Raw genomic sequence first — 26,617 nt, 5'->3', positions numbered from 1 at the left:
TGATTTTTGGGTTATTTATTTGTTAAGTTTTTGGCATCGCTTTCTTTGGTTTCGAAGGTAATTTCTATATTTGAAGCCTAGTGGATGAGATTACTTTTCCTGTATTATGATATTGTCTTGAATCATCCAAAAAACAAAAAAAGTTGGTCCCTACCATTTGTAAGAACCAATTGAAACTCATTCATATCTCTTGTATTGGATCAAGGAACCTGTCCATCAAAACCCACTAGAGTGTTTCCGATTCCAGTTTAAATCCTTCCACGACCACTTCTTCATCAACCTCTAACAGTAGGCACCGTTTTCCTTCAAACGTAATATATTTTACATATTTCAGATCTTTTGGGTTGATGGTCACATCTGCCAATTTTGTATTGATTTTGATCGTTTTTGGTACTAAATTGCTGGCTTTGAATTCATATTTTTCATCATCTATAATCGCTTTGAAGGCATGTTCCACTTTAGCCGGCTCTACATTTTCGACCCCGCTAACCGTTAAGATTCTCTCAATGTCCCGGGTATCCAACGTAGGAATTTCACTTTCTTCCTTTTCCGCATTCTCTTGAATCATCTTGTCGATTTCCTCATAAACATTGGAAATGACCCGAGGCTCGACTTCGTCTCCCATCACTTCTTTTAAGATAAAATCGAAGCAATCCTTATCTTCCTGGGCCGTCATGATCTCTTCCCCATTTAGAACCTCTTCAATAAATCTTACATCCGGCTGATTCACTTTGCCGGCACAATAAAGAATATGGTTCACGTCCGCAGCATTTTCATTAAAAGTCGGGAACAGGAAACCTGACAATGGAGAGTCTAAATTAATAATGGGATCCACTACATGATAAGACTTGTATTCTTTTTCAATATAGTCAAACATCAAGGATTTTTTCGGATGATCCGTTTTGTTAAGACTGCAAAGGATAAATTCGTTAGAATAAACCTCATCGTCCCCGCCTTCTTCGGATTCAGCATTCCGTTTCCGAGTCGCCTTTCGGTATTCTCCCCGGATAAATGTCACCACCATATCAAATTCATAAGCAGTATTAGCAAGCATTTTTCCGACGATTTCCACCATGTTATCTTGCCAATCAGCTGAATCCGCTTGTAATCCTTCAAAGAGAATCGATTGTGTACTGTATTCCACATCCCGCTGGAATTTCAATTCAAACAGTTTGGCATCAAGATTTCCTGTTAAGACCTTTTTAAAGTTGGCTAAAAACAACTCTTGTGCTTCCTGTTCCAACATTTGAAACGGCTGACAAACTTGATGGTAAATCTCGCCTGAGTCTTTCTGAACATAAACATTAAAGATTTCACGAATGTTCATACGATAATTATCTAATTTAAATTGCTTTCGGATATTAGCGATATCTTTTTTATTCATTTGTTTCAACTCCCATCCCTGATTATACTGTTCAAACAAAAAAATAGTAATACTTGATATTTTTTCAATTTTAGTCGCAGACAGGAATAAAGTTGATATCATCCTATTTTAATAGAGAATTAATTAAACAAGAATCAAACGTGCAATAGAAAGGCGGATCTACTTGAAGATCTGCCTTTTATTATTTTTAACCAAACAAACAAATACATAGATATACCATATTTTTGGGATGATAATGGAAACATTTTGATAATGGAGTAAAAACATGAAATTCATTTACCCTGCTTTAAAAAAGTTCATGAAAAGGGATATTCAACCAGTTGCTTCAAATCAGGACTCTATATCGTTTAAAGAGGTATTCCATACAATCGATGAAAATATTTCTTTTTTTAAACAAACCTTTTCTGATTCAGCTGATTTAATGATTAAGGAATTAAATGAAAGAAATACTTGTGGAAGTTTGGTTTTCTTAGAAACGATGGCAGATAAGGATAAGATTCAAAGAGATATTGTCAAACCTATGAATGAAGCGGAGAGTGCCCAGTTCGAAAGTGTACTTCATTCTAACTTTCTTAAATCAGATAACTTATTCAAAGCTCAAGAAGCACTTTTAAATGGATCCTGTATCCTGTTCCTGGATGGTGTCAAAGAATTCTACATGGTGGAAGTTGGCCTCTCCAAAGAGAGGACCATTATAGAACCTAGTAATGAACAAGTTATTCAAGGATCGCATGAAGGTTTTATCGAGAATCTTTCAACCAATCTTCATTTAATTAGGAAATCGTGTAGAACCGCAAATCTTACCATGGAACATATAACAATGGGTGACCAGATTCAATCCAAAATAGCCATGGTTTATATGAAAGACGTTTCCAATAATCAAATGATCAACGAATTCAAACGGAGGGCCCAGCATATTTCAATGGATCATATCCCCAGTACTGGAGCTCTTGTGGAATTGATCGAAGACTCCACATGGTCCCCCTTTCCTCAGATATTAAGTACAGAAAGAGTTGATCGTGTAATAAGTCATCTGAATGAAGGAAGAGTGGCGGTGTTGATGGAGGGGTCTCCAGCTTGTTTAATTATTCCCGTCACTTTTTTTGCATTCTTCCATTCACCTGATGATTATAATTCACGCTGGATGATCGGGACCTTTATCCGTTCCATGAGGCTTGTAAGCATCTTCATTGCGGTTAATTTACCTGCTATTTATATTGCGGTGATTGGTTTTCATTTTGAAGTACTGCCGGATGATTTAGTTCTCCCTGTTGTAAGTTCAATCAAAAATATACCTTTTCCTCCGTTAATTGAAGCACTTGTAATGGAGTTGACCATTGAACTAATTCGTGAAGCGGGGGTACGCCTTCCATCAAGAATTGGCCAAACCATCGGTATAGTCGGAGGTTTGGTTATTGGTGATGCGGTTGTCCGTGCTGGTCTCATCTCGAATACCATGATCGTGGTTGTGGCGATTACGGCCATTGCAGCCTACAGCATCCCCACCACAGAAATGAGTGATGCCGTACGATTTTTGCGTTTTCCCCATATGATTTTGGCGTCAACCTTTGGATTTGTTGGGATTACCTTTGGGTTTATGTTTTCTTTAGCTCATTTATGCAGGTTAGAATCATTTGGCACAGCCTACTTTGCACCATGGGCACCTTTTCGATTAAAAGACATTAAAGATACGTTTATCCGTTTGCCCCTTTGGAAATTTAATACACGTCCGCTTGATTCAAAACCAAACATCCTGAAAAAGCAATCTTTGGCAAGGGGCTGGGATAGTAATGAAACAAAACAAGAATAAAATTACGAACAAACAGCTTGTATTTATGATAATCCAGGCCCAAATTGGTGTAGGAATATTATCGTTGCCCCATGATGTGGCATTAGCAGCCAAACAGGATGGTTGGATTTCAACTCTAATAGCAGGAGTCATCTCACAAGCGATTATTTTTGCCTTTTGGGGACTAAGCAGAAGATTTCCATCGTTGTCTTTGTATCAAATACTCCCAAAATTACTGGGGAAAGTGATCGGGAAGCTACTCATTCTCAGTTATGCACTCTATTTTATGGTAACAGGAAGCTTAGTTTTAGCAAGATATAGTGATATCTTGGATAAATGGATCCTACCGCGTACCCCTAATTGGATTACAATGGTTTTAATCCTCTTCACCTGCATTTACATCGTCAGTGCAGGATTAACCAGTATAGCGAGATTTTATGTACTGGTATCTCCCATTCTGTTTGTGTTATTAGTGTTGATTGCGTATGCAATGAAGGATGCGAACTTCCTGTATATTTTTCCAGTAGGGAACCATAGCATTCTAACGATATTGAAAGGTTCAAAAGAAGCTGCTTTCTCCATGTTGGGCTTTGAACTGTTTCTTTTTATCCATCCCTATGTCCAATCTTCCGGAAAAGAGAAGCTGATCGCCATCACAACAGCGAACATTTTTGTCACTTTCTTTTATACCTTTTTGGTGTTTGCAGCCCTTGTCTATTTCGAGTCTACTTTAGATATTGGACTGACTCCAGAGCCATTATTATATATGATTAAAGCCTATTCGTTTCAAGTTCTTGAAAGGACGGATTTATTTTTCTTATCGCTCTGGCTTGTAATCGTTGCAACTTCGATTGCCAACTGGCTATTATTATCTGCAATGGGGTTGGCCAGCCTGTTTAGTAAAAAACATTATGCCCGCTTGCTGCCTATTGTTGCAGGAGTCAATTTAATTTTGGCTCTTCTTCCTGATCAAGGAAGAGACTTTGAAAATTTTAATCACTTTCTTGGGCCGACGCACTATATTTTTATTGGCATCATCCCTGTACTTTTACTCATTCTCTCGTGGGTTTTGTCGAAAAAAGAAGTGGTGAATTAGACATGAAAAGCAAACAGCCTGTCTTTGTCCTTCTATGTTTATTACTTACTGGATGCTGGGACCAGCACCTGATGAAAAATGCAGTATTGGTGCAGATATTAAGTTATGATGTAGCAGATAACGGCGAAATGTTATTAGGAGTTTCCATTCCCATAATCGAGGAGACCTCTGGGGGACCGCAAGCCAGGGTAAAAAGTGAAACACTTTCTGCAAAAGGTCATACACCAAGGGATTGCCGACTTAAAATCGATCGAGAAGTATCCGGAATATTAGATTCTTCTAAAAATAAACTGATTATGTTCGGCGAGCGGATGGCGGCTGGAGGTATTTATCCACCATTAGATGTCATTTGGAGAGATCCGCGAAATTCACTGGGGGCGACAATAGGGGTAGTGGATGGAGAAGCGGTGAATCTGCTTGAAATTAAGCCAAAACATGAGCCAAACGTTAGCGAATATATACAAGACGCTCTTACTAGCGCAGAAGAAAACTCGATCATTCCGTTTCAAACCATCCAGACACTAGCCTCAGAAATGCTTGATCCGGGAGAAGATATCGTCCTCCCCTATCTTAAAATAAATAAAAAGAAAAGCGCAGTAGTGGTCGGTCTGGCACTGATGGATGAAAAAGAATATTCGGGAAAAAATTTATCTCCGCAAGATTCATGCCTCCTTCTTTTAATGAATAACAAAAAAGGAGAATACGCACGATTTACAAAACGAGTGAATAAAGAAGATCCGCAGAAATTAACAAATTATATTTCATTGAATGTCAGCAATATGAAAAGAAAATTAAAAGTTGATGTAAAAAATGGCGAGGTTTCTGTTCAATTAAAATTACATTTAAAGATAAACGTAGAAGAATATCCTAAAGGGGATGTTCCCAAAGATATCGAACGACTAAATAAGGTATTATCAAAGGAGTTTACAGAGGAAGCGAAAAAGGTAATTACAACATTACAGCAGGCGAATTGTGATGCATTTGGAATTGGGAGGAGATTGATCGCGTTTCACCCTAAAACATGGGAAATGCTAGATAAAAAGGATTATTTTAAAAATGTTATGTTTAAAACGAATGTAAAAGTTGAAATCATCAAACAAGGTATTGTCTTGTAAAACCAGTAAGATGATTCTAGACTTCTCCTTCTAACAAAACAGTAAAAAAGGGCATCTCTGTATTACAGGAATGTCCTTTTCGGCGAATAAGCTTCTTCATTTATCCTGCCCGTTTGTTCAATAAGAACAGTTGCAAAAGATATTGACAATATTTTTATGTTTTACGTTCCGAATTAGGTTGTTATAATGATGGTTATGAAATAATTGGGAGGATGCAACAATGACCACATTTGAAAAGTTAAAAGCTATTATAGCCGACCAGCTTGGTGTCAAAATGGAGGATATCAAACTAGAATCATCATTCAAAGATGACTTCAATGCTGATTCGCTTGATATGGTGGACTTGACGATGGAAATTGAAGATGAATTCGCGATCGAAATTAGTGACAAAGTTGCAGCGACACTACAAACAGTTGGAGATGTCGTAAACTATATTGAAAAACGTTAACATATAGGAAAGGCGGATAGCCCAATACAGTAGAAGGCATCCGCTAAATCCTCATTTTACAGAAATACGCATATTACCTCAGCAATTTCCTCCTCAATTTAATCACCCTTTAGTTTATTCAGAAAGAATACTTTCATTTACATTTGAAAAGTAACGATACGTTTCTTCACCTATTTTTTTATTATTTATCGGAATAGTGTTCACAAAAATGCCTTCAATTTGAAAATCCTTGGCTTCGATTGTTTTGTTCGAACTAAACAAAAAGTATGACCCTTCATTAATATACGACTTATAAAAATCATTTAAGACAGGTGAGCTAGCACTAAGAATAAAAAAGTTAGTATTTTCATCCTGTGAAGCCCCCACTGAGAGTTTAATAACATTGAAAGGTACAATTTTCATTTCATTTTGGTCATCTGTAAGAGGATGTTTTTTAAAATTTAACACATATTGATATTCGTTGGTATCGGCATTATAGTACTCTTGAATTCCGAAATAAATATTATTGATTCCTGGGTTTGAATAATTTCATTTTTTTTAGCATAGAAAATTGTTCTTCTTTTTAATGTTTGTAATTCTTTTACATCTAAAGTAATTTCAGATTTAGAACTTTTACTTGCTTCGGTTTTAATATTACTATTTGGTTCACATCCAACAGCTACTAATACTAAATCAACAAGGATTATTAAAGTAATTATTCGTTTAAAACTCTTTTTCATAAATGCCCCTTTCTCTAACCTTATATGTCCCTGTGTTTATTTCTCCTTTTATATTCAAATATGTATCTATGTTGCCCTCTTCGTAATTGATTTAAGGGAATAGCAAGCCCCTGGCTAATTAAAATCCGTTAGCTGAAGTAGAAGATTTATAATTCTCCATAATATTCAGCAAAATATAAATAGCCAATCTTCCGTACAAAATAATTTCTTAACTCACTTTCAGTAGCTTTATCGAATGGTGGTTTTGTTAAGGTATAAGCTTTTGCATTAATCTTAGCGAATTTTTTCTTATCAAATTTATTATGATATTCATCATCACCTATGTCAGTAATAAAAGCAGCTTTTGGATACCCCATAAAAAATACACAAGTCCTTAAAGCCAGTTTTGGAGTTGAGTGTAACATAAGAAAAATGACTACTGTTATTACTGCAATCCCAATTAATTTTTTCAAGGATTTCACCCACTATTTTTTTCCTTTAAAGGTTTTATTCTCCAAACATTTTAAATATCCTTCTTCCACTAACTGCCCTTTACTTAAAAAAGCTGCCCTATCGACAGCTCTGGTTTATCGCAAAAGAACCATTTACTTAATAAAGTATTTTAAATTTAAGTTATAGCTACATGGTATATCCATTCTAAGGAAACTGCCTATACCCATCCAGGGAAACCACCCATACCCATTCCAGGGAAACCGCCCATGCCCATTCCAGGGAAACCGCCTATACCCATTCCAGGGAAACCACCCATACCCATTCCAGGGAAACCACCCATACCCATTCCAGGGAAACCACCCATACCCATTCCAGGGAAACCACCCATACCCATTCCAGGGAAACCGCCCATGCCCATTCCAGGGAAACCACCCATGCCCATTCCAGGGAAACCACCCATGCCCATTCCAGGGAAACCACCCATGCCCATTCCAAAGATTCTTTCCATTTTTATCTCCTCCTCAAATTGATTCAAAAATAATGTATGTGTCCATGTTTAAAGAGGAATAGATATTTGCCTATATATTTAGGAGTATTCTTGGCCCTTATTTTATTTACGGTTTAGTCATAACCCATCATTTTGAAGTGTTCACCAGTCGATTAGTACAGTCAATTTTTTACTATCTTCTTGTTACACTCGTTGGTTGAACAAGGATGTTATTTTAAAATTCAATAATTTCAATCTCAAATATTAAATCATCAAAATCGTCATCAGCTTCAAAATCATTACAATAGTATCTTTTTTTATTGTTATTTAGTTCCTCAATCATCATGGCAAAACCAGAGAAACCTAAAACACAAGAACCAGTTCCAGTATTATCGCAAAAATGCCCAATCCCTAACGAACCTTCAATAATTTCAACATCTACTTCAAATATTTTTGGAACAGTATCAACCCAAAGATTAATTCCAGCTCTTTTCACTTTTTTACCATCTTTTTAAAAACTTATTTCATGGGAGTGCTTTCAGAAAATCTCTCTATCAGTAAAGTGTCATTCCAAATTCCCTAATGTGAAAGTTGCTTTTGACCATCATCTTTTTAATCAAATATAAACCAATCTCTCTTAAATAGATGGACGCCACAATATATTGGACAGTAGAATATCTATAGAAAGAGAAGATGATTTAATCATCATCTGAGAAAGGATGAGACCGTGAAAGAAACGAGCCCTGAAAATATCGTCGTTGCCTTTTCATCTGGAAAAGACTCCGTTTTTTTAGTCAACCAATTGTTAAAGGATCAAAGGTATAAAATCATATCGTTGGTGACAACCTGTACGAACAATGGAAACGTCACCAGTCACCACATTGATGAACAGCTAGTTGAAAAACAAGCGGAATCCATCGGACTGCCTCTATACAAGCTAATAATGAGCGATTTTACTAGGGAGAACTTCGAAGATGGTTTAATTAGTACTATGGTTTATTTCAGGCAACATTTCGGAGTCACGAAAATCGCATATGGTGACTTATTTTTGGAAGAAGTCAAGACCTATAAAGAAAAATTACTAGCGAGACACGGATTTGAATTGCTGCTGCCATTATGGGGACGAAATACTAAAGCATTAGCTCGACAAATGGTGGAAGAAGGATGGAAAGCTGCCGTCATATCCGTCGATTCAACGAAATTATCGTCCGATTTTTTAGGGAAAACCTTGTCGAAAGAATGGCTGGAAGCATTGCCTTCTGATGTAGACCCATGCGGGGAGTACGGTGAGTACCATACCTTTGTATATCATGGACCTATCTTTCAACATCCTATTCCGATCGAAATCAACGATCAAATAATAAACGAAAGGGATCGTTGGAAATTTGTTGGAATTAAATTAAAAGGTGAGGAAGGTTTGAGATGATGATGTCGAATCAGTATGTGCGACCTCATCTTAAAACCGAAATGATTCGGCTCCTGATAAAAAAGACTGCATATGCAGTCTAAAGGGTTCCAATACATCACAGAATGTCGCGCCCTTTTCGGGTAGCACCTAGGGAGATTAACCGTTATTGGGTTGTTGCAACAGCCTAGCCTACATAATTTTGTATTTTAGTTTAAGCTTTACAAATTTAATTCAAGGATCAGGCACAGCCTTTTTTTAAAATCTAATTGGCTGGTTCCACTTTCTTTTTGTTTTTTCCGTTTTTATTTTCATGGGAGTTCAATATGTTCAACAAATAGGGCGTTAATCCTTTCTGGAGCAACGCACCCTTAAGTTGAACAATTTTATCTATTATTTTTTCAACTTAAAAACTATGAAGTCAGGACATCTAAAATCTTCTTCAAACGTTGGATATTTTTTTAGCATCTCAGTTGAGGGCTTCGGTTCTACAATGCTTTCTAAAACAAAACCCGTTTTAATTAGAGTGTTAATATAACTTGTTAATGTTCTATGGAAGAATAACATTTTTTGTTTATCACCTAAACCTTGTTCATACGCACCTTCATAAAAATATCTATCTACCTTCCAGTGCAACTTTTCACCACTTTCTGTTTTCTCCCAACCACATTCTGGAGTAACGAAACACGGATGCAATATCGAAAAAATAAAATTGCCTCCATCTACTAGTAACCTATACATTTCTTGGAATGCTTTTTCATAATTGGCTAGGTCTTGTATAACCATATTGGAAACTATTAAATCGAAACTTTTATTTTCTATAGTATTTAAATCCTCACAATTACCTTGTCTATAATCAATTAATAAATCCTTTGGGGTTCTTCCTTTAGCAATTTCTATCATTCTTGATGAATAATCCACTGCTGTCACGGTGGCACCAAACTTTGATAAAATTCTGCTTAGATAGCCTTCACCACATCCTGCATCTAAAACTTTTTTATTTTTTACATTTCCCATAAGTGAAAATAAAGTGGGGTTTAAAAAGACTTCTTTATGAAGGTCTCCTTGTTCAGTATGATTTTTTGAATATGCATCTGCAAAAGCATCCCATCTTTTAATTGCTTCTTCGGAACCTTCATTTTGTTTCATTTTTTAATTCCCCCAATATGTTTACGTTAAATCCATTCCCTCTACTAATATATCCTACTTAAAGTATCCTGCCCTATAGAGTTGAATAAGAATATTTCCGAGGTTTTCCATGCGGTAAAGCGTTCAATAATTCCTCGAAATATTTGCATAGCATGGAATCTTACGAGGCAGTGTCGTTGCTTGTTCTCTTCTCGTTTCTATAGCTGTTTATAAAATCATTCATAATTTTACCAAAATCTAATCATTAGAGAATCCGCAAAGCTTTCATCATTAATCTGATTTTTTCAAGGTCAATCTTCTGACCTTTCGATTGTTCTCTCATTAACACGTGGCATATAAGATCAAGATTATGATTTGGACCAAGTTCCACCTCCAAAAAGCGTCCTAGTTCAACTGCTTCAGATCTGTGATTAAATGGTTGGTACTTCCCAAATGGGGGTCTTGAGTCAATATTGAGGATGCTTTGTTTAATAAGTGCTGCAATGGATGAGATTTTATCTAGATTCAGTTTTTCAAAAGTATCTTCAGGAGTATGCATGTTAGTGTAAGGACCGCATGTAAAAAATAAATGGGGCTGTTGGTTTATATCAAAAATATAATGGTCGGATAGATAATATAATTCTCTGCTGCTTAAACGATAGACGTGAAGATCTTTTCCCTTACCCTGCGCAAATTCAATGGATTGTGAAAGAATTGGCGATGTATTGGCTCCAATCACAAACAAGGAGTTCTCCCGATTTTTAATAGAGACACTATGTCCGCATAAATCTAAAATAAATGCCCCAAGGAATTGGTCGTAGTCCAGTATTTTTTGAGACTGCTGATAAAACTGAATACTCCCCATGCTTTTGGTCATGAAGTATCTTGCCTCTTCCATATCAAAGATCGCTAAAACAATATTTATATTTAATTCGGTTGTTTTTAATGAATCAAGGACCGAAAGTAAGATGCCGACGGACGCTGCATTATCATTTGCCCCTGGACAGCCAGGTATATGATCATAGTGGGCTCCAAGAAGCAGCCACTTCTTGCCGCATCCCTTTTTCTGTGCAAGCAGATTACGACCCACCTGCCCATTAAAAGCTTTATAGGTTTGTTCCCATTTCTTATCGATTAATGGAGTTAATGATAGTTTTTCAAATTGCTCTAAGATTAGATTCCTAGCCACAACATGCCCTTTTGTGCCCGGAACTCTTCCTCTAAGACTTGGATTGGAAAGCTTTTGTATGAATTGGATATGCTCTTTTTTCACCTAGCTACCTCCTAACCATGATTTAGCAGCAATATTCTCCTCCTTATGATTACGGTATAACTATAAGAAAAGAACCTTATTCTGTTAACTGAATAGGAAAGAAATTGTCAGGCCCCCTCCTTTGTTAGGTATCTGATATTGAATTGTAATGGGCTTTTAACGTATTTAATAAATAGCTATGTTATAATTCTGAAAAAATAGTCGGTAAATAATGTGACGCAAATTGATAAAAAGGTTTAGTATTGTTCAGTTGAAAGTGATAAAAAGCGAGGGATGGATTTGTTGATAAAATATAAAAAAAATTATGAAAAAATCGCAATGGGTCTTTTATCATTTAATCCGAGCGAAAAGGATCTTACAAAACTTAGGAAAACCATGAATGAGTATGATACAGAGAAGAACCACAAGCTCTACCTCTGGAAAGAAAAAGAGGGGATTATAGGTCTGATTGGTGTTTTGTTTACAAATAGCCAAATCCAATTACAACATATTGCCATAAACCCTTCTCATCGTAATCAAGGACTCGGCAAACATTTGGTTAAAGCTTTAAAAGGACTTTACCCTTATACGTCAATCACTTCAACGGAAATCACGGAAGCTTTTTTACATAAATGCAATCTTTTTGAAGACTTGCAAAAAGAAAAGAAAAAACTATTTGCTGCGCCTAATTGACTTTATTTTACAATCCCTAAAAAAGCAAAATTTAACGATATCCATTAAAGAAGTATACATAATTTGAAGTACCTTGAAAGGACATTGGTGGAGTATATGCTATACATATGGGATATTGAAGAGATCATCGAAAATACCTTAAATCAGCACAATTTAGAGATCAATTTTGAATTTAACAATCAGCTGCCTGCGCCGATGTGTTATAACGTATCGACAAATACAATCAGATTTAACTACTTACAAATTAACGGATATAAAGATAAAATGAACTTTAAAATTAAAGAGACAGACGAAAACTTTGTAAAACTTATTCTTTATCATGTGCTCGGGTACTATTTTGATTTTAAGAAAAACAAACATGATACTAGGATTATAATGTATGGTGAAGAGGATGAAATCGAACAGCTTAAAACGATTATCGAAACGAATGCTTGGGAGTATGGCAGAACATTGGTCCCTGAACCACTTGTAGAATCCTATGATAAAATGCGTGAAATGGATAAAATACTGCTGAAAAGCCATTAAAGCAATTCAGCTGACTGATATCTTATAACAAATATAATGGTATCCACTGCAATAGATGTATCTCTAACAATATACGCATCATCCCCTCATGGTACAAAACTTTATGCCTATTACAAAAAGTGAGTCCTATTCAAGTTCGTTTGAATAGGACTTTTTCTTATATTCCTGGGTTCTTTTGCATTTATTTTAAAAATTCAGTTATCTCCTCACGATTTAGATTTTTACTATCCGTACTGTAAATGAAGTCTTCTTTCCATTTGCAACGTTGCATATATTGATAAATAAGTAGAATGAACCTTTTTCCCTTTCATTCCCCTTGGCTGCTGCCTACTATTGATTTATTTTTTCAGATTAAAAAATATGCAAAGGATGTGTCGGGCTAAATGGATTTAAATCTTTTTATTCAAATTTATCGTGCGTTTTTAATGGAAAGTGAGCAACAGGGATGGATGGTTGAGGTTCTTGTGGAAGAATTCGGAAATTATCTTGCTTCGATAAAAAATGAGGAAGGAACAGAGGTTCAATTTTATATTGAGTTGGACTTAGAACATTGTGAAAAGGTAAGTGGTAAAACTCAACAAAGTAAGCTGGATTATGGCGTAATCAGACAGCAAGGAACAGGAGACATATTCGCGAAAGAAGTATTGGATGCCTTCCACCAGTATTGGATCCAACATGTTCCGAGAAAGGTCTCTTCCTTTATTATTAATAAACCCTCTAAATAATCATTTTTTTACAATCGTGCTTTTCTAAAATTCAGCTTCTCGATGGTCATCAAAAAAAATTAAATATTCCTTCTAAATTTGCACCGATTGGAATCCCCCCAACTTATTATTCTTTTTTTCATGGACAAGTTCACTTTCCCCACCCTTTTCATCTTTATCTTTTAAAGGGGTTATTTTAGGCAATACTTATAATGAAGTTGTCTGCTTTAGGGGGAAGAGATTTTGGAACATACTTGGCTTTCATTATTACCATTTATTATTGTCATTTCGATGTCGATCTGGCTAAAAAACATCTTACCTGGACTGGTTCTTGGTTTGCTTGTTGGTTCTTTGCTTTTTAAGGCCCATTTATTAACTGGTGTCTATCAAACCGTATCCTATATTGTGACTACCCTGTCTGCTGGAAACAATATTAAAATCATAGGGTTTCTTTATTTATTTGGCGGGCTTGTTGGGATGATGAACATTTCTGGCGGGATTAAAGGCTTTTCAGAATGGGTTGGGGCTAAAATTCATACAGAGCGCGGGCTGCTGGCGCTCATCTGGCTTACGCTTCCGTTTACATTTATGATGCCGATGTTTCGGATCATGATGATTGGTCCTATTGTGAAATCCCTGATTAAAAAAATGAACCTGCCAAAGCAAAAGGTCGGACTCACAATGGATATCTCAACTGAATCGGTCATTGTCCTTTTACCCGTAGCCACGGCATTTGTTGGATTCATGGTCTCTTTAGTGGAAGGAAGTATCAATAAACTTCATTTAGGAATGTCTGCCTATCATGTTTTCCTGCTTAGTATTTTGTTTAATTTTTTTGCGATTGCGATGTTGGTGATTGGGATTGTTCAAACATTCTGGAGGCCTGCGAAGAAAAATTCCCTATTGAAAATGGATGATAAGCAGTTAGATGATGATGGGAATGAACTTCACCGGCAGGGAATTCAAAGAGAATTATCCTTGGTCAAAGCCCAGCCGTGGAATTTGATTGTACCCGTTTTCTTGCTCCTCGGATTATCGTTATTTCTTTTATGGAAAGATGGTACGCGTAAAGGAGCTAAAACGATTTTTGAAGCCTTTTCTATGGCGGATGCAACTTTTGTTATGTTATTAGCCGTTTTCATCACCCTTGTGATCTCTTTTGTTTTTTATATTATCAGACGGCAAAAGCTGAATGAGATTTTGTACCATTTTTTTGATGGGGGAAACCAAATGATGGAGGCAATCACGCTGCTTGTCCTCATCTGGTCCTTGACCCTCTCGGCAGAGGATCTTGGTTTTTCGAAGTTTATTAGTTCTACTTTGGGGTCCTTCTTACCTGCCTTTTTAACTCCGGTCACCATCTTTGTGCTCGGTTCGATTATCGGCTACTTTATTGGTTCTTCTTGGGGAACCTGGGGATTATTTATGCCGTTAGGAATGTCATTAGCGGTTTCCACCGGGGCATCAATCCCGTTAACAGTGGGTGCTGTGTTTGCAAGTGGTGCATTTGGTGCGTTAACTTCCCCTCTTGGTGATACCACCATTACAACCGCATCCATTTTGGATATGCCGCTTGTCGATTATGCACGCTTTAAATTGAAGGTTGCTGTGATTGGTGGAATCATTGCCATTGTTCTCTATACGGGTACTGCTTTCTTTGTTTCTTAATTTCGACCTAAGTCTTCCACCTCCATGTAGGCATAGGCGACCGTTTAAATGGGACTTTTCACATTTTTAACTTTTTCTATAAGGGGTACCGTCAGGAAACTGCGGATTTACAACGTTAAGGAAATCCCCAATTAAAAAGCCCAACTTCTCTGCAAATTAAATGGAGAAAATGGGCTTTTCCGTTGCTTCATTAAAGCGCCAGATGCGAAAGTTCAAAATAAATAAATATGATTGATGCCTTTAGTTATTGAACGAAAGGACAGTTACTTCAATAAGGATTAATCTTGATTATAAAATCTACTGATTCTTTTTTAATTTATTTGAAATCACGATTAGCCAATAGCTAAAGTACAAGCCGTTTTTTGGAATCAGAATATACTGAATTTGATATTAGCGAGTAAGGGGGTGAAACCATGAATCCTTGGTTCAACTCTTCTTGTATTAGTGAACAGGAAGTTAATTTACAAAGTTCCATGCGTTTAGTTTGGGAACAACACGTATATTGGACAAGAATGACGATCATAAGCCTGGCTTTTAATTTACCTGATGTAGAATTTGTTACCGCACGTCTTCTCCGGAACGCTACAGATATGGGAAATTTACTAAAGCCTTACTATGGAAATAGAATAGCCGCAAAGTTTAGCAACTTAATTAGGGAGCACCTGGTCATTGCTGTAGAACTTGTCAAAGCTGCAAAAGCAGGTGATCAAAAAGCAGCAGCCGCTATAGAGCGAAGATGGTACGCAAATGGAGAAGAAATTGCTGATTTCCTAAGTACAATAAATCCTTTTATATCAGAAAATGAATTCAAAGAAATGTTTTTCGAGCATCTTGCACTTACTAAAATGGAAGCAGTATTTATACTCCAAAAAGATTTTAAATCTAGTATCGCTGTGTTTGATAAAATTGAGGTGGAAGCTTTACAAATGGCGGACACCATAACGGCTGCAATTGTGAAACAATTCCCTAAAAAGTTTCAAATATAAGACTTGCTAATTGGACAATAAGATAATAAATGGCACTAATTTCAGTGCCTTTTTTATTTAGTCTTTGTGATTTCAAATTGCACCTGGTCGTTTTAAGTGAAACACTTTACAAATGATCTTTAATCAGTATTCTTACTCTTTCTATTTCCTCCACAATCTAAAAATCCTCCCGACACTTGGCTTCGATTTCCCGGTGGGTTTATCCTTAATCATTTAATTTGTTACTGAGTTCTGGTGTAGATCGCTGACAAGCTCTTAAATTCGCTGATAAATGTCAAAGATTCGCTGATAAACTGAAAGCTATATTCCAAAACTATTCCTTACTAACATTATATTAGTATGATTCCGTTAATTTAATGACACACTCACCAAGTACGATATTGTCCCATACCAATGAAAGATGATCACCATCTTTCACTTGTCCCACTCCTTCCGGTGTCCCAGTAAAGATAATGTCACCTTCCCCCAATCCGAAGTTCTCGGCGGTAAAATCTAAGATGGTTTGCAAATTAAATATCATATTTTGAATATTTCCATGCTGTACCTTCTCCCCGTTTATCATCAGCATGAAGTCCGCTTTTTTCACTTTTTCAACCCCGGGAAAAGCAGTGAACTCGCTTACTACAGCCGAATGCGGGAATCCTTTTGCAAGTAACCATGGGTGCCCTTTTTTCTTCAGTTCCGTTTGAACATCCCGCAAAGTAAAATCAATCCCGATCGCCATACTGTCAATCGCTTCATCAGCTTTCATGCCGCTCTCATATTCTTTTCCAATCCTCACGACGAGTTCCGTTTCAAAATGAATGGAACCACGATTTCCTGGCAGGTGAATTTCCTGGCCTCTCGCTTCTACGAAGGCATGAGTAGGCTTTGAAAAAAGAAATGGAGAACTAGGTACTTCATTGTTTAATTCCTTTGCATGTGCTGCGTAATTTCGCCCCACACAATAAATATTTTTAATCTCCTTCATGTCCGATCCCTCTTTGTATGAATGTGATGTTCTTGTTTTAATTCTATCATATTAAATATCATCCGCTTCATCTCTATTTCATTTTCATTTGAATAAACCTAGTTTTCTCATGGATTCAACTTGAAACATAAAACAATATGATTCAAAATGAAGTTATTGGTAAAAAATAAGATTTTGGGAGGTTTTTTTATTGGAACATGAGGTTATTACATACCTAACGAAAAAAAGAGAACAGCATTTAACTGAATTAAAGGAATTTTTGGCAATTCCGAGTATCAGCGCTCTCCCGGATCATAAAGAAGATGTTCAAAAAGCTGCCAAATGGGTAGCCCATTCACTTCAAGAAATCGGAATGGAAAAGGTTGAAGTATACGAAACAAAAGGTCACCCTGTTGTTTATGGAGAGTGGTTGAAGGCAGAAGGAAAACCAACAGTTATGATTTATGGTCACTATGATGTGCAACCCGTTGACCCTCTTGAATTATGGGATAGCCCCCCTTTCGAAGCAGAAATTCGTAATGAGAAGATTTATGCTCGTGGAGCAAGCGATGACAAAGGTCAGGTGTTTATGCATCTTAAAGCATTGCAAGCGATTTTTGAAACGACTGGGACTCTTCCGATCAATGTGAAATTCTTAATTGAGGGCGAAGAAGAAATCGGCAGCCCCAACCTTCCGCTTTTTGTAAAGGAAAATAAGGAATTATTGTCATCCGATGTGATTGTGATTTCCGATACCAGCATGATGGAACGCGGCAAGCCCGCCATTTGCTATGGGTTGAGAGGTTTATGCGGTCTACAAATTGATGTCAAGGGTCCAAAAAGCGATCTTCACTCTGGATTATACGGCGGCATGGTTCAAAACCCGATCCATGCATTAGTCGAGATTGTGAATTCCTTCCATAATGAAAAAGGACAAATCACAGTTGAAGGTTTTTACGATCAAGTCGCTGATTTAACCGAAGCTGAAAAAGCCGCCTATGCATCACTGGGAATTACCGATCAGTCTTTTATTGACCAATTAGGCGTTCCGGAAATGTTTGGCGAAGAAGGCTTTACGTCATTAGAAAGGAATTGGGTTCGTCCAACGCTTGAAGTGAATGGGATTTATGGCGGGTTCCAAGGGGATGGCATTAAGACGGTTCTTCCCGCTGAAGCCCACGCAAAAATCACCTGCCGTCTTGTGCCGGATCAGGATCCAGATGAAATTGTAGAATTGCTGCAAAAACATATCAAAACCCATACACCACCTGGCGTAACGGTAAATGTTTCACTTTTTGATAAGGGTCCTGCCTTTGTTACACCATTTGACCATCCAGCGATTCAAGCTGCCGGAAGAGCTTATGAAAAAGTCTACAAGGTACCTACGTCCTATACACGCGGGGGCGGCTCGATTCCGATTGTGGCCACATTTGATCAAATTTTGGAAAAGCCGGTTGTGTTAATGGGATTCGGGCTGCCGGACGAAAACTTCCATGCCCCGAATGAGCACTTCCACCTAGAGAATTTTGATAAAGGGATGGAAACGATTTGTTATTATTGGTATGAGTTGGAGCAATCGATATAATTTTTTCCCTATTGGTATGCAAAAAAACGCTTGGATATTTCCAAGCGTTTTTTTAACCTATTTACAACTCTTTAAATCCATTTGGCAAACCAAGCAACATAATAGGCAGCCGGGATAAACAAAAGCTGAGCTAAAATTGTACCCAATAATTTTGAACTGACCATTGTCAATGAGTAACTCTTTAAGTAGATATAATCACTTTGTTTTTTCATAACTCGATCCGCTAACACTGAAGCTTTAGGATCAATAAACAAGGTTAATAAAATCGTTGCAATCCCATTTATAATCCCAGATGACATGAGGGCAGCCTGTGAATATTTCGGAACTAGCATTGATGCATAGATAGAAGAAAGAACCCCAATCGTAAACACTGCCGTAATGATTACATTAATAACAAAGAGGCGTTTGGGGATTGTTTTTAAGGTAATTCCTTTTAGGAATTTCAATCTTGGTAATCGAAAACACATAAAAAGCTTTTTAATGCCCTTTCGATTAAAATTATTAGCAAATAATGCAATGATTGAACCACGTTGATGTGATAATTGCACAATGGCCCGTGAAAAGATATTTATGAATGTCGGAAAAAGAAGAATACCAAACAATACTCCAATAGTCGTTACCCAAATTAAAATCCTATACTGTTCCTCTATGTAGCTTAATGGGTTTGAATTTTTGGGTACCTCTGCAATAAGTTTTGCTGTTAGAGGTTGTTGTATCATAGTGGAAAAACGTGAAACAATCACTAATGTACTAAATAAAGATAAGGCAGTTGCAATTAATCTCACTCTTGCTCCTGAAATCCTAGTTGAATAGGCCAGAGTCTCGATCATTGTTATGATCAATAGAAACAAAGCAATAATCATTACTTTACCTGTAAATAGATCCATAAAAAGCCCCTTTAAAAATTTATTATAGCAGTATTATAACCTAAAATTCATAAATTGAAATTAATTAGATGGGACATGCAATAAAAAAGATACTGAAAGAGATAATATCCGGCACGTAGGTGGTACAGCGATTTTTAACTACCTTGTTAAGGAGAATTACAAACATACAAAAAACTTGGAGAGTTTCCAAGTTCTTAAACATTAGTTGAAGAAAGGGGCGATGAGGATCAATAAAACGGAACACAAAATCAAAGAAATACTAACTTTTTTCGGAAGCTTCTCTTTTCCTCTATAAAAACCTGAAAATTGAAGTCTATTTCTATATAAGACAAAAATTAGAAGAAGAATAGACAATCCAACTAACCAAGCACCATTGGTATTATCAACATTAATCCCAATACTTGCATAGATTAATTTCACTAGACCTCCCATTATCCCCCCAATAATAAAGAAAACGACAAGAATTCGAATTAATTCCAAGAATATTCTTAGCATATTTATCACCACCATTTTAATAGCTCTCAAAGAGTTCTCCTGTTGTATCATTAAATTTTGAAAACTAAGCAGGAGCCACAAGCTCTATTTTAATTCTATCTGGGTCTTCAAAATAAACAGCATAATGATTATCTCCCCCAGCAAAAGGGTGCTCATTTGGGTAAAGAATTTTTATTCCTCTTTCTTTTAATTTAGCTGTCATTTCCTCAACGTGTTGCCTTGAACTTGCGTGAAATGCTAAATGATTTAGTCCTACTCGGCATCGATGATACGGAACGTCTAAAAACCTGTCCTCTGCTTGTACAAAAACGATGTAAGTATCCCCTATTTTCCAACTTCGTCCACTTTCCCATTCTTGAAAAGACGTGTATCCTAATTCTTCAAGAAACCAACTCCAAAAATCTACTGTCCTATTTAAATTAGAGACATAAATCTCAATATGATGAAGTGCCCCCTTTAACATGAAACTCCCCCCTATTTAATGCACTCATTTACCAAAAAATATATTTTAATAACTAATTTTAACATTTTCTCCAAATTTAGGGATAATACAGATAATTCATTTTTTGGAGGTAGTCAAGGTTATTTTTCAGGATAGGGGATTAGGAAAAGGGACAGCTGGAAACCCGCTGGTATAGTCCATTAAAGGTTTTCTTTAATTTTTTCGATAACAGTCTTATAAAATTTAATTTGATGAGGCACAAATTTATCCCTTCCCACACTCTCTTCAAAAAAAATTTTAGTTCCATCTTTATTTATTTCAAATCCTCTTATCTTAATTGTCTCTCTTTCACCAAACCAAAGTTCCGCAAAATGGTTAAATTCAGCTTTAACAATCCCTGAAACTTCTTCTTGAAGAGTAAAATCATGAAAGGATTTTTCACTTTTATACAGAAATACGTTTGCAAATTCTTTATCTATAAAATCAGCGTTTATTAAGCAATAGTCAATTATCCCTAAGGGTATTAAATCCTGAAAGGAAATATCAATCCCAACCTCCTCTTGAATCTCTCTCATACCATCTTGAACGGTTTCGTTAGCCAATAAATGCCCAGCTGCCGTAATATCCAATAGATTTGGATAATCCTTTTTTGTATTACTTCGAAGTTGTAAATATAGATAATTCGTTCCCTTTTCTTTACTTATAAACCAACAATGAAAAGTTTCGTGCCAATATCCAAGTCTATGTACCTCTTCACGAGTAGCAACCCCTATTGAATTCCTGTAATCGTCAAAAATTTTTAATTGTTCATTTTCCATACAATCTGCTCCCTAAAAATATTCATTTCATCTAATATCTCTCGCAATACTATGTCAACTAAACTGCTAAATGTTTGAGGAATAATAAAAATGGATGCTTTTCCCCCCTATTAACAAAGTAGAAGTTACAAAGGAAAATGTACGCATCCATTGGGTTTTCTAGCGAGTGAAAGCTATTTTTTACCTATAGAGAAAATAGCTTTCACCAATTTCAATGAAGAAAAAGAATAACCCAAATACAAAAATTGGCTGGGTTCCTTCTCTTGCTTGCTTTAATATTCTCCTTTAATTACAAAATACGAGCCCCGAATGGTTCCTGCTAGTTTAGATTTCTGCCTAGCAAACTTAAACTTCCCTTCTAACTCCTTTGGTACTTCCATTCCTTCAGAAAGCTTAAACCCAACGGCCCGCTTCGGCTTTGGGTCATCAACTGTATACAGGACGTTTACCGAAAGACCATCCTCATAAAAGACGTAAGTCCAATCGATATTTTCCACTTGAAAACGCGACGTTTCTAAAGGTTTGGCCGCAAACTCAATATCACGTTCTTCTTTCAAAATTCGGTTCACATAATCAAGGGTCTCGCAGGACTCGCTCGCTGGTACAACCGTAAATTCATGCTTGTATTTGTTCATAAAGTAACGGGCTTCATTCGCACGTAAACCAGCAAGCGCTTCTGCTATAGGTGAAGACTCTAAACCAACCGTAGATACATTTTTAAAATCAACGATATAGGACATTTCCATATCTCCTTTTATCTCTTTATTTCCTAACAACAGGAATCCACATTTCACCAAAAACTAAGCCGTTTCGCTGCCCCATCTCAACCGTTGTATTTGGCCCGCCAACATAGGCAAAATTCTTTGCTTCTGGCAAGACTTGACCAAAGGCAATGCCAGCAAGATTATTATTCAATTCATCAGGCGTCTTCCCTTCCCCATTTACAACTAAGTATTCCCCCTTAGGAAATTGGATCTCCCTGTCTACTTCTGGTACCGATGCCTCTGTCATGACGCCTGCATAATGCATCATCTTGTTATTCACCGCTTCGTTCACGGCAAAAATGTAGTCATTTGCGGCTACAGCTTTTAAAGAATCAAGCCTTCCATCTTGTTTGACGGACTCCCAAAAGTCTGCCTTTTCCTTGTTTATGCCAGCAAAGTCTGTGTAATCGCTCTTCAGCTCAGTCCCAATACCTAAAACGGTAAAGCTATCTTTTTCTTCTAGGGTATAATTTGTCATGTTCAAAACCTTCCTTTTTTTAAAAATTAATCAAATGATTTGTTTTTTCACTTGATGAGTTTATAATAGCTTTAAATCATGTCAAAAAGTGATACTGTTTCGGAGGTCCCGATGAAAAAAGTTGAACGGATTAATACCATCATGCGGTATATCAACAACCGCTCCCACTTTACAATTTCTGAAATCATGCAAGAATTTACCATCTCTCGTTCGACAGCTATTAGAGATATCAGAGAAATAGAAGCCATGGGGATGCCGCTTGTCGCTGAAGTTGGAAGAGATGGGGGTTATTTTGTCATGAACAACTCTGTCCTGCCGACTGTTCGCTTTACCGACAATGAGATTAAAGCTCTTTTTATTGCCTTTATGGCCACAAGAAACAAACAACTCCCTTATCTAAAGAGTCGTCAGTCTTTAGCTGAAAAATTACTTGGCCTCATCTCAGAAAACCAGCAAGATGACCTTGTTCTTTTAAATCAAATCTTACTTTTTGAAGGGACCAACCCTAATAATCCCGACCTACTTGATCTTACAGATCTACCCGATCCCATGTTAGAAAAACTCATCCAAATCCTTCTTTTGGATAGCTATTTATTGATTACCATCAAACAAGAGGAGGTAATAAAGTCTTATCCAATTTATCTCTTGCACCTTTATCATGAAAAAAGCCTTTGGCTGATTGAAGGATTTGACTTAAAGGAAGAAAAGAAGCTGATTTTTCCTGTCGACCATCTCACCAATGTCAAACCCTACCCGACGAAAAAAAGATTAAGTAAGAAAAAAATTTTAGAAAAACTAAGTAAGCAGGAAGAACGAATCAACCTTGTCCTTGAACTTGGTCCAAAAGCGATTGCCCAGTTCAAAAAATACCGTCCTTTAAAGGTTTCAATTTCCTATACGAATCCTTACCAGACCACAGCCATTCTAAAGAATTTTATCAATGTACATAATCCTGAAGAATTGACCGAAATAACAAATTGGCTACTTTTCCTAGGTGGGGATATCAAGGTCAGGGAAGTGCCAGAAGAAATCTTAGAAGGTTTACAACAGAGATTATCCTTATGCTTCCCAAAAGCATAATCTTTGATTACATACTATGGAAATAAAAAGTCGGTTCTCATAAAGGAAGAACCGGCTTTTTCGTTCATTTCGCTATTCAATTTCCATCCGTTAAATAACGATAACTTAACTATATAGTTTCATTGCTTTCCCCATTTGTCAGTATAAATTAATTCATCTAATGGTATTCGTTTACCCCATCCGACTGTCTCTAATATTGGTTGTTCTTGAAACTGATGTGTATATCCGACTGATAGTAAGCCGATAGGCTCGATATGTGGCGGGATATTTAGTATTTTCCTTATGTCCTGTTTCTTATAAAAGGAAACCCATCCAACTCCAAGACCTTCAGCCCGTGCAGCTAGCCACAAGTTCTGTATAGCACATACTACTGAATAGGCATCTGTTTCTGGTATCGTATTTCTCCCCAGTACATGTTCCCCACCACTTGTCGGATTACACGTAAAACAAATTGTAACAGGAGCCTCGAGAATACCTTCCACTTTTAATTTGGGATACAATAAAGACCGTTCATCCTCAAAATACCTTCCTGCAACCTCTACTTCTTTAGAAACAACATCATGTAATTGCTGTTTAATTTCGTCTGAGCGAACCATAATGAAATTCCATGGTTGCATAAAGCCTACTGATGGTGCGTGATGAGCTGCTTTCATGATTCTGCGCAGTTTCTCCTCCTCAATCGGATGTTTGATAAATGACCGAATATCCCTTCGGCTATAAATGGCATGATAGACACCTTGTTTTTGTTGCCCATCAAACTCATGACGAGTTGCAATTTGCAAAGTAGGTTCTGTAGGTAATATTTCAGATGCAACGGCTACTTCTGCTGCACCTTTAACCGAGCCATCATTTGAACCAGACACGCCTGCTTGCTCAAATGTAGCCATTTCATTAGCAATTCGAATAGCTGATCTCACAATCGGAAGCGCAGTTGCCGTCCCGCTTCCTTCTCCAAGACGAAGGTTTAGATTGACAAGTGGCTGTAATCCTAAAAGTTTATTCACAAAGATATGACCAGGTTCCACTGATTGATGTGATGCAATAAGATAATGCACACATGTAGAAGTTATTCGAACCGCCGTCAACGCAGCCACAGCTGTTATGTAACCATCTATTAAAATAGGGATTCGTGCTGCTGCTGCACCTAACACAATACCTGTAAGTCCTGCTATTTCTAATCCCCCGACTTTTGCCAAAACATCAATCGGATCTGCTGGATTGGGTTGATTTACCTCAATTGCCCGTTTAATAACATTGGCTTTTTTTTCTTTTTCCGCAGTATTTATACCGGTTCCAGAACCGACAATTTGTTCAACCGGAATCTGTCCGAGTACAGCAAGCATTGCACTACTAGCAGTCGTATTTCCGATTCCCATTTCTCCAAGTGCGAGCAGCTTAGCACCTTTCTGGATAGCTGCTTGTGCTGTCTCGATTCCTGCTTCAATTGCCGCAATGGCTTCTGCACTTTCCATAGCCGGTCCTTGTGCCATATTATTTGTTCCATAGCGTATTTTTCTGTTTATCACACCCGGAAGCTGCAAATCTCCATTAACACCAATATCAACAATCTGTACCGAGGCATTCGCTGCTCTGGACAAAACATTGATAGCTGCTCCACCTGTAATAAAATTTCTAACCATTTGCTGTGTAACTTCTGATGGAAATGCTGAAACTCCTTCAGCAGTTACGCCATGGTCTGCTGCCATCAATACCACCATTGCCGGGTCAATTTCAGGTTTTGTATTTCCCGTTATCCCTGCAATTTTAATTGCAAGTGATTCTAATATGCCCAAACTTCCCAATGGTTTTGTAAGTGAGTTTAAATGTTGTTCCATTTGTTCTTGTGCTTCTGTGTTCAAACCATCGATTAAACAAATTGTTTCTTTTAACTTTTCCATAAATATTTCCTCCCTTATGGTAATTCCCGACCACGCTAAAAAACCCCAGCTTTAATAAGCTGAGGTTTTGCCATAACCGCATACACAACTTCATTTAGGCAGGTCTCCTGACTCCGATTCATCACATACTGCGCCTTCCCAGTTTCCCAGTGGCATTGCAGCAGTTCCTCGACTACAGTGGCGGGCTCCGCGTTGTTTAAAAACTTCCCTATTCTCCCATATTAAGGCACCTAATGAAGACTATTAAGATGTAAAACTTACACTTTTAGTAAACCATAAAATAATTGGAATGACAATCCTTTATATCGACCGTATTTCTATCACAATACTTCAACTAGAAGCCTGGAAAAAAACCAATATTCCTTTCAGAGCTCGAAATAAAACATCTTAGGGAAGCTGACATACTACCATGGAAAACGCATTAATTGACACTTACTTACTAGTAAGTTACTACGAAAACATGACAAATAGAAAATCTCAAATCATTGAACTAACCTTAAAAAATATTCAAGAAAAAGGCTACTTATCTTTTAACTATGATGATTTAGCGAAAGAACTAGGTGTCACTAAAGCAAGTATTCATTATCATTTTGAAAAGAAAGGAGATCTAGGTATCGCAGTTTGCGACAGAATTCAAGAAGGTCGTGAAAAAATTTTTTCTGAGATAAAACAGGCACCAATAAACAGGTTGGGATAAGTGATCGAGCCGCCACTAATCACACCAATTTTGAGGGTTTCCATGATTTCTTCGATGGTTACCCCGGCATTTTAGCAGCCTTCCATGTGATAGCAAATGCATTCATCGCAGCGGCTGACTATTGATAGGGCTAATCCCATAATGGTGTACTTACCCTAACTGGCGTTTAAATGCTTTACTGGCGAAGAAGTAAGCGATGACCACGATGCCGACGCACCAGGCAAGCGCGATCCAGATTCCGTTGCCAACAGACCCTTCATACAAGAGGGCACGAATCGCATTCACGATTGAAGTCACGGGCTGGTTCTCAGCGAACGCACGGACAATTTTAGGCATGGTTTCGGTGGGGACAAAGGCCAAGCTGATAAACGGTAGGGAGGGCTTCTACCCGTGCCATCATCATTTTGTACTCTTTTTTATCACCAATCATTTTTTTGAACATTTCCAGCATGTTATTTTTCCTTCTTTTTTATATGCCTCTGTAATAACTGAATGTTGATTTCACTGTGTTTGAAAAATAAACGGTAAAATTCCGTTTAAATTGGGAAATACCCATATTTCCTTAAAAATAAAGGAAGTTTTTCCGTTTATAATATCCAAATCTTTGAATTTTGTCTTATTTAGAGCAGTTAATCGGAATATTTCCGCTTATATCTGCTTCTTAAGCTTCCTCTATATACATTAGCAGGAAAT

General features: G+C 37.1%; 29 protein-coding genes, 2 pseudogenes and 1 riboswitch. Of the genes and pseudogenes, 13 read left to right on the top strand and 18 right to left on the bottom strand.

Annotation, left to right across the window (positions count from 1 at the left end):
• Positions 1-226: 226 nt before the first annotated feature.
• Complete coding sequence (locus tag J2Y67_RS12990; RefSeq protein ID WP_310174632.1) at positions 227-1,384, bottom strand: DUF4317 domain-containing protein; 1,158 nt, start codon at positions 1,382-1,384, stop codon at positions 227-229.
• 265 nt (positions 1,385-1,649) lie between these two features.
• On the opposite strand from J2Y67_RS12990, the gene J2Y67_RS12985 reads away from it, so the two are divergent.
• From J2Y67_RS12985 to acpP, 4 genes are all read left to right on the top strand, one after another.
• Positions 1,650-3,194: a spore germination protein gene (locus J2Y67_RS12985; protein ID WP_310174631.1), complete on the top strand. Its 1,545-nt coding sequence runs from the start codon at positions 1,650-1,652 to the stop codon at positions 3,192-3,194.
• Entirely contained in the window at positions 3,175-4,269 is a 1,095-nt protein-coding gene (locus J2Y67_RS12980) for a GerAB/ArcD/ProY family transporter (protein WP_310174629.1), read from the top strand. The genes J2Y67_RS12985 and J2Y67_RS12980 overlap by 20 nt, the downstream gene beginning before the upstream one ends.
• 2 nt (positions 4,270-4,271) lie before the next feature.
• Positions 4,272-5,384 carry a Ger(x)C family spore germination protein gene (locus J2Y67_RS12975; RefSeq protein ID WP_310174627.1) on the top strand — a complete coding sequence of 371 codons (1,113 nt, stop codon included), beginning with the start codon at positions 4,272-4,274 and terminating at the stop codon, positions 5,382-5,384.
• Between the two features lie 220 nt (positions 5,385-5,604).
• Positions 5,605-5,832: an acyl carrier protein gene (acpP, locus tag J2Y67_RS12970; protein WP_310174625.1), complete on the top strand. Its 228-nt coding sequence runs from the start codon at positions 5,605-5,607 to the stop codon at positions 5,830-5,832.
• Between the two features lie 114 nt (positions 5,833-5,946).
• On the opposite strand, the gene J2Y67_RS12965 is transcribed toward acpP, so the two are convergent.
• The 5 genes from J2Y67_RS12965 to J2Y67_RS12945 form a co-directional block, all read right to left on the bottom strand.
• Positions 5,947-6,279, bottom strand: coding sequence for a hypothetical protein (locus tag J2Y67_RS12965; RefSeq protein WP_310174623.1), 333 nt, complete (start codon positions 6,277-6,279; stop codon positions 5,947-5,949).
• Positions 6,273-6,551, bottom strand: coding sequence for a hypothetical protein (locus tag J2Y67_RS12960; RefSeq protein WP_310174621.1), 279 nt, complete (start codon positions 6,549-6,551; stop codon positions 6,273-6,275). Before J2Y67_RS12960 ends, J2Y67_RS12965 begins: the two co-directional genes overlap by 7 nt.
• A gap of 146 nt (positions 6,552-6,697) precedes the next feature.
• The gene (locus J2Y67_RS12955; protein WP_310174619.1) at positions 6,698-7,003 is read right to left on the bottom strand and encodes a hypothetical protein; all 306 of its coding nucleotides are present in this window, start codon (positions 7,001-7,003) and stop codon (positions 6,698-6,700) included.
• Positions 7,004-7,200: 197 nt separating this feature from the next.
• A complete protein-coding gene (locus tag J2Y67_RS12950) occupies positions 7,201-7,491 on the bottom strand; it encodes a hypothetical protein (RefSeq protein ID WP_310174617.1) in 291 nt (96 codons plus the stop codon).
• A gap of 214 nt (positions 7,492-7,705) precedes the next feature.
• Positions 7,706-7,966: a hypothetical protein gene (locus J2Y67_RS12945; RefSeq protein WP_310174614.1), complete on the bottom strand. Its 261-nt coding sequence runs from the start codon at positions 7,964-7,966 to the stop codon at positions 7,706-7,708.
• Positions 7,967-8,197: 231 nt separating this feature from the next.
• On the opposite strand from J2Y67_RS12945, the gene J2Y67_RS12940 reads away from it, so the two are divergent.
• On the top strand, positions 8,198-8,896 hold the full coding sequence (locus J2Y67_RS12940) for a Dph6-related ATP pyrophosphatase (RefSeq protein WP_310174612.1): 699 nt from the start codon (positions 8,198-8,200) through the stop codon (positions 8,894-8,896).
• A 372-nt stretch (positions 8,897-9,268) separates the two neighbouring features.
• Here J2Y67_RS12940 and J2Y67_RS12935 read toward each other — a convergent pair whose 3' ends face one another.
• Positions 9,269-10,024, bottom strand: coding sequence for a class I SAM-dependent methyltransferase (locus J2Y67_RS12935; RefSeq protein WP_310174611.1), 756 nt, complete (start codon positions 10,022-10,024; stop codon positions 9,269-9,271).
• A gap of 244 nt (positions 10,025-10,268) precedes the next feature.
• Positions 10,269-11,276, bottom strand: coding sequence for a M28 family peptidase (locus J2Y67_RS12930; protein ID WP_310174609.1), 1,008 nt, complete (start codon positions 11,274-11,276; stop codon positions 10,269-10,271).
• A gap of 279 nt (positions 11,277-11,555) precedes the next feature.
• On the opposite strand from J2Y67_RS12930, the gene J2Y67_RS12925 reads away from it, so the two are divergent.
• The 5 genes from J2Y67_RS12925 to J2Y67_RS12905 all read left to right on the top strand — a co-directional run bounded on the left by J2Y67_RS12925 (position 11,556) and on the right by J2Y67_RS12905 (position 15,831).
• Positions 11,556-11,948 carry a GNAT family N-acetyltransferase gene (locus J2Y67_RS12925; protein ID WP_310174687.1) on the top strand — a complete coding sequence of 131 codons (393 nt, stop codon included), beginning with the start codon at positions 11,556-11,558 and terminating at the stop codon, positions 11,946-11,948.
• Positions 11,949-12,044: 96 nt separating this feature from the next.
• The gene (locus J2Y67_RS12920) at positions 12,045-12,473 is read left to right on the top strand and encodes a hypothetical protein (RefSeq protein ID WP_310174607.1); all 429 of its coding nucleotides are present in this window, start codon (positions 12,045-12,047) and stop codon (positions 12,471-12,473) included.
• 383 nt (positions 12,474-12,856) lie between these two features.
• On the top strand, positions 12,857-13,198 hold the full coding sequence (locus J2Y67_RS12915; RefSeq protein WP_310174605.1) for a hypothetical protein: 342 nt from the start codon (positions 12,857-12,859) through the stop codon (positions 13,196-13,198).
• Between the two features lie 222 nt (positions 13,199-13,420).
• Complete coding sequence (locus tag J2Y67_RS12910; RefSeq protein ID WP_310174603.1) at positions 13,421-14,845, top strand: Na+/H+ antiporter NhaC family protein; 1,425 nt, start codon at positions 13,421-13,423, stop codon at positions 14,843-14,845.
• A 413-nt stretch (positions 14,846-15,258) separates the two neighbouring features.
• Positions 15,259-15,831, top strand: a complete 573-nt coding sequence (locus J2Y67_RS12905; RefSeq protein WP_310174602.1) for an acetylglutamate kinase — start codon at positions 15,259-15,261, stop codon at positions 15,829-15,831.
• A 334-nt stretch (positions 15,832-16,165) separates the two neighbouring features.
• Here J2Y67_RS12905 and J2Y67_RS12900 read toward each other — a convergent pair whose 3' ends face one another.
• The gene (locus J2Y67_RS12900) at positions 16,166-16,801 is read right to left on the bottom strand and encodes a fumarylacetoacetate hydrolase family protein (RefSeq protein ID WP_310174600.1); all 636 of its coding nucleotides are present in this window, start codon (positions 16,799-16,801) and stop codon (positions 16,166-16,168) included.
• A 190-nt stretch (positions 16,802-16,991) separates the two neighbouring features.
• Here J2Y67_RS12900 and J2Y67_RS12895 point away from each other — a divergent pair, with 190 nt between their 5' ends.
• Positions 16,992-18,365: a dipeptidase gene (locus tag J2Y67_RS12895; RefSeq protein ID WP_310174598.1), complete on the top strand. Its 1,374-nt coding sequence runs from the start codon at positions 16,992-16,994 to the stop codon at positions 18,363-18,365.
• A gap of 71 nt (positions 18,366-18,436) precedes the next feature.
• Here J2Y67_RS12895 and J2Y67_RS12890 read toward each other — a convergent pair whose 3' ends face one another.
• From J2Y67_RS12890 to J2Y67_RS12865, 6 genes are all read right to left on the bottom strand, one after another.
• Positions 18,437-19,252 (bottom strand): lipid II flippase Amj family protein, encoded by an 816-nt coding sequence (locus J2Y67_RS12890; protein ID WP_310174597.1) that lies wholly within the window; start codon positions 19,250-19,252, stop codon positions 18,437-18,439.
• Between the two features lie 201 nt (positions 19,253-19,453).
• Positions 19,454-19,747: a hypothetical protein gene (locus J2Y67_RS12885; RefSeq protein ID WP_310174595.1), complete on the bottom strand. Its 294-nt coding sequence runs from the start codon at positions 19,745-19,747 to the stop codon at positions 19,454-19,456.
• Positions 19,748-19,811: 64 nt separating this feature from the next.
• Complete coding sequence (locus J2Y67_RS12880; protein ID WP_310174593.1) at positions 19,812-20,210, bottom strand: VOC family protein; 399 nt, start codon at positions 20,208-20,210, stop codon at positions 19,812-19,814.
• A 179-nt stretch (positions 20,211-20,389) separates the two neighbouring features.
• Complete coding sequence (locus tag J2Y67_RS12875; RefSeq protein ID WP_310174591.1) at positions 20,390-21,007, bottom strand: NUDIX hydrolase; 618 nt, start codon at positions 21,005-21,007, stop codon at positions 20,390-20,392.
• Between the two features lie 272 nt (positions 21,008-21,279).
• Entirely contained in the window at positions 21,280-21,747 is a 468-nt protein-coding gene (locus J2Y67_RS12870) for a phage tail protein (RefSeq protein ID WP_310174589.1), read from the bottom strand.
• A gap of 22 nt (positions 21,748-21,769) precedes the next feature.
• A complete protein-coding gene (locus J2Y67_RS12865; protein WP_310174587.1) occupies positions 21,770-22,249 on the bottom strand; it encodes a GyrI-like domain-containing protein in 480 nt (159 codons plus the stop codon).
• A 111-nt stretch (positions 22,250-22,360) separates the two neighbouring features.
• Here J2Y67_RS12865 and J2Y67_RS12860 point away from each other — a divergent pair, with 111 nt between their 5' ends.
• Entirely contained in the window at positions 22,361-23,329 is a 969-nt protein-coding gene (locus J2Y67_RS12860) for a helix-turn-helix transcriptional regulator (RefSeq protein ID WP_310174585.1), read from the top strand.
• 119 nt (positions 23,330-23,448) lie between these two features.
• Here J2Y67_RS12860 and cobT read toward each other — a convergent pair whose 3' ends face one another.
• Entirely contained in the window at positions 23,449-25,227 is a 1,779-nt protein-coding gene (cobT, locus tag J2Y67_RS12855; RefSeq protein WP_310174583.1) for a nicotinate-nucleotide--dimethylbenzimidazole phosphoribosyltransferase, read from the bottom strand.
• A gap of 79 nt (positions 25,228-25,306) precedes the next feature.
• Positions 25,307-25,476, bottom strand: a riboswitch (cobalamin riboswitch).
• Between the two features lie 160 nt (positions 25,477-25,636).
• On the opposite strand from cobT, the gene J2Y67_RS12850 reads away from it, so the two are divergent.
• Positions 25,637-25,924, top strand: a complete 288-nt coding sequence (locus tag J2Y67_RS12850) for a TetR/AcrR family transcriptional regulator (protein ID WP_310174581.1) — start codon at positions 25,637-25,639, stop codon at positions 25,922-25,924.
• Positions 25,925-26,074: 150 nt separating this feature from the next.
• On the opposite strand, the pseudogene J2Y67_RS12845 reads toward J2Y67_RS12850, so the two are convergent.
• Both J2Y67_RS12845 and J2Y67_RS12840 read right to left on the bottom strand, forming a co-directional pair.
• A pseudogene (locus J2Y67_RS12845) lies at positions 26,075-26,299 on the bottom strand (ABC transporter permease); the annotation flags it as partial.
• Positions 26,286-26,375 (bottom strand): annotated as a pseudogene (locus tag J2Y67_RS12840) (DUF1048 domain-containing protein); the annotation flags it as partial. The pseudogenes J2Y67_RS12840 and J2Y67_RS12845, both read right to left, overlap by 14 nt.
• Positions 26,376-26,617 lie beyond the last annotated feature (242 nt).

Origin of the sequence: Neobacillus niacini (assembly GCF_031456445.1) — a bacterium.
GTDB lineage: Bacteria > Bacillota > Bacilli > Bacillales > Cytobacillaceae > Neobacillus > Neobacillus niacini_I.
Note: the sequence above shows the minus strand (reverse complement) of the source record. Positions and strands in the feature narration are given on the sequence as shown.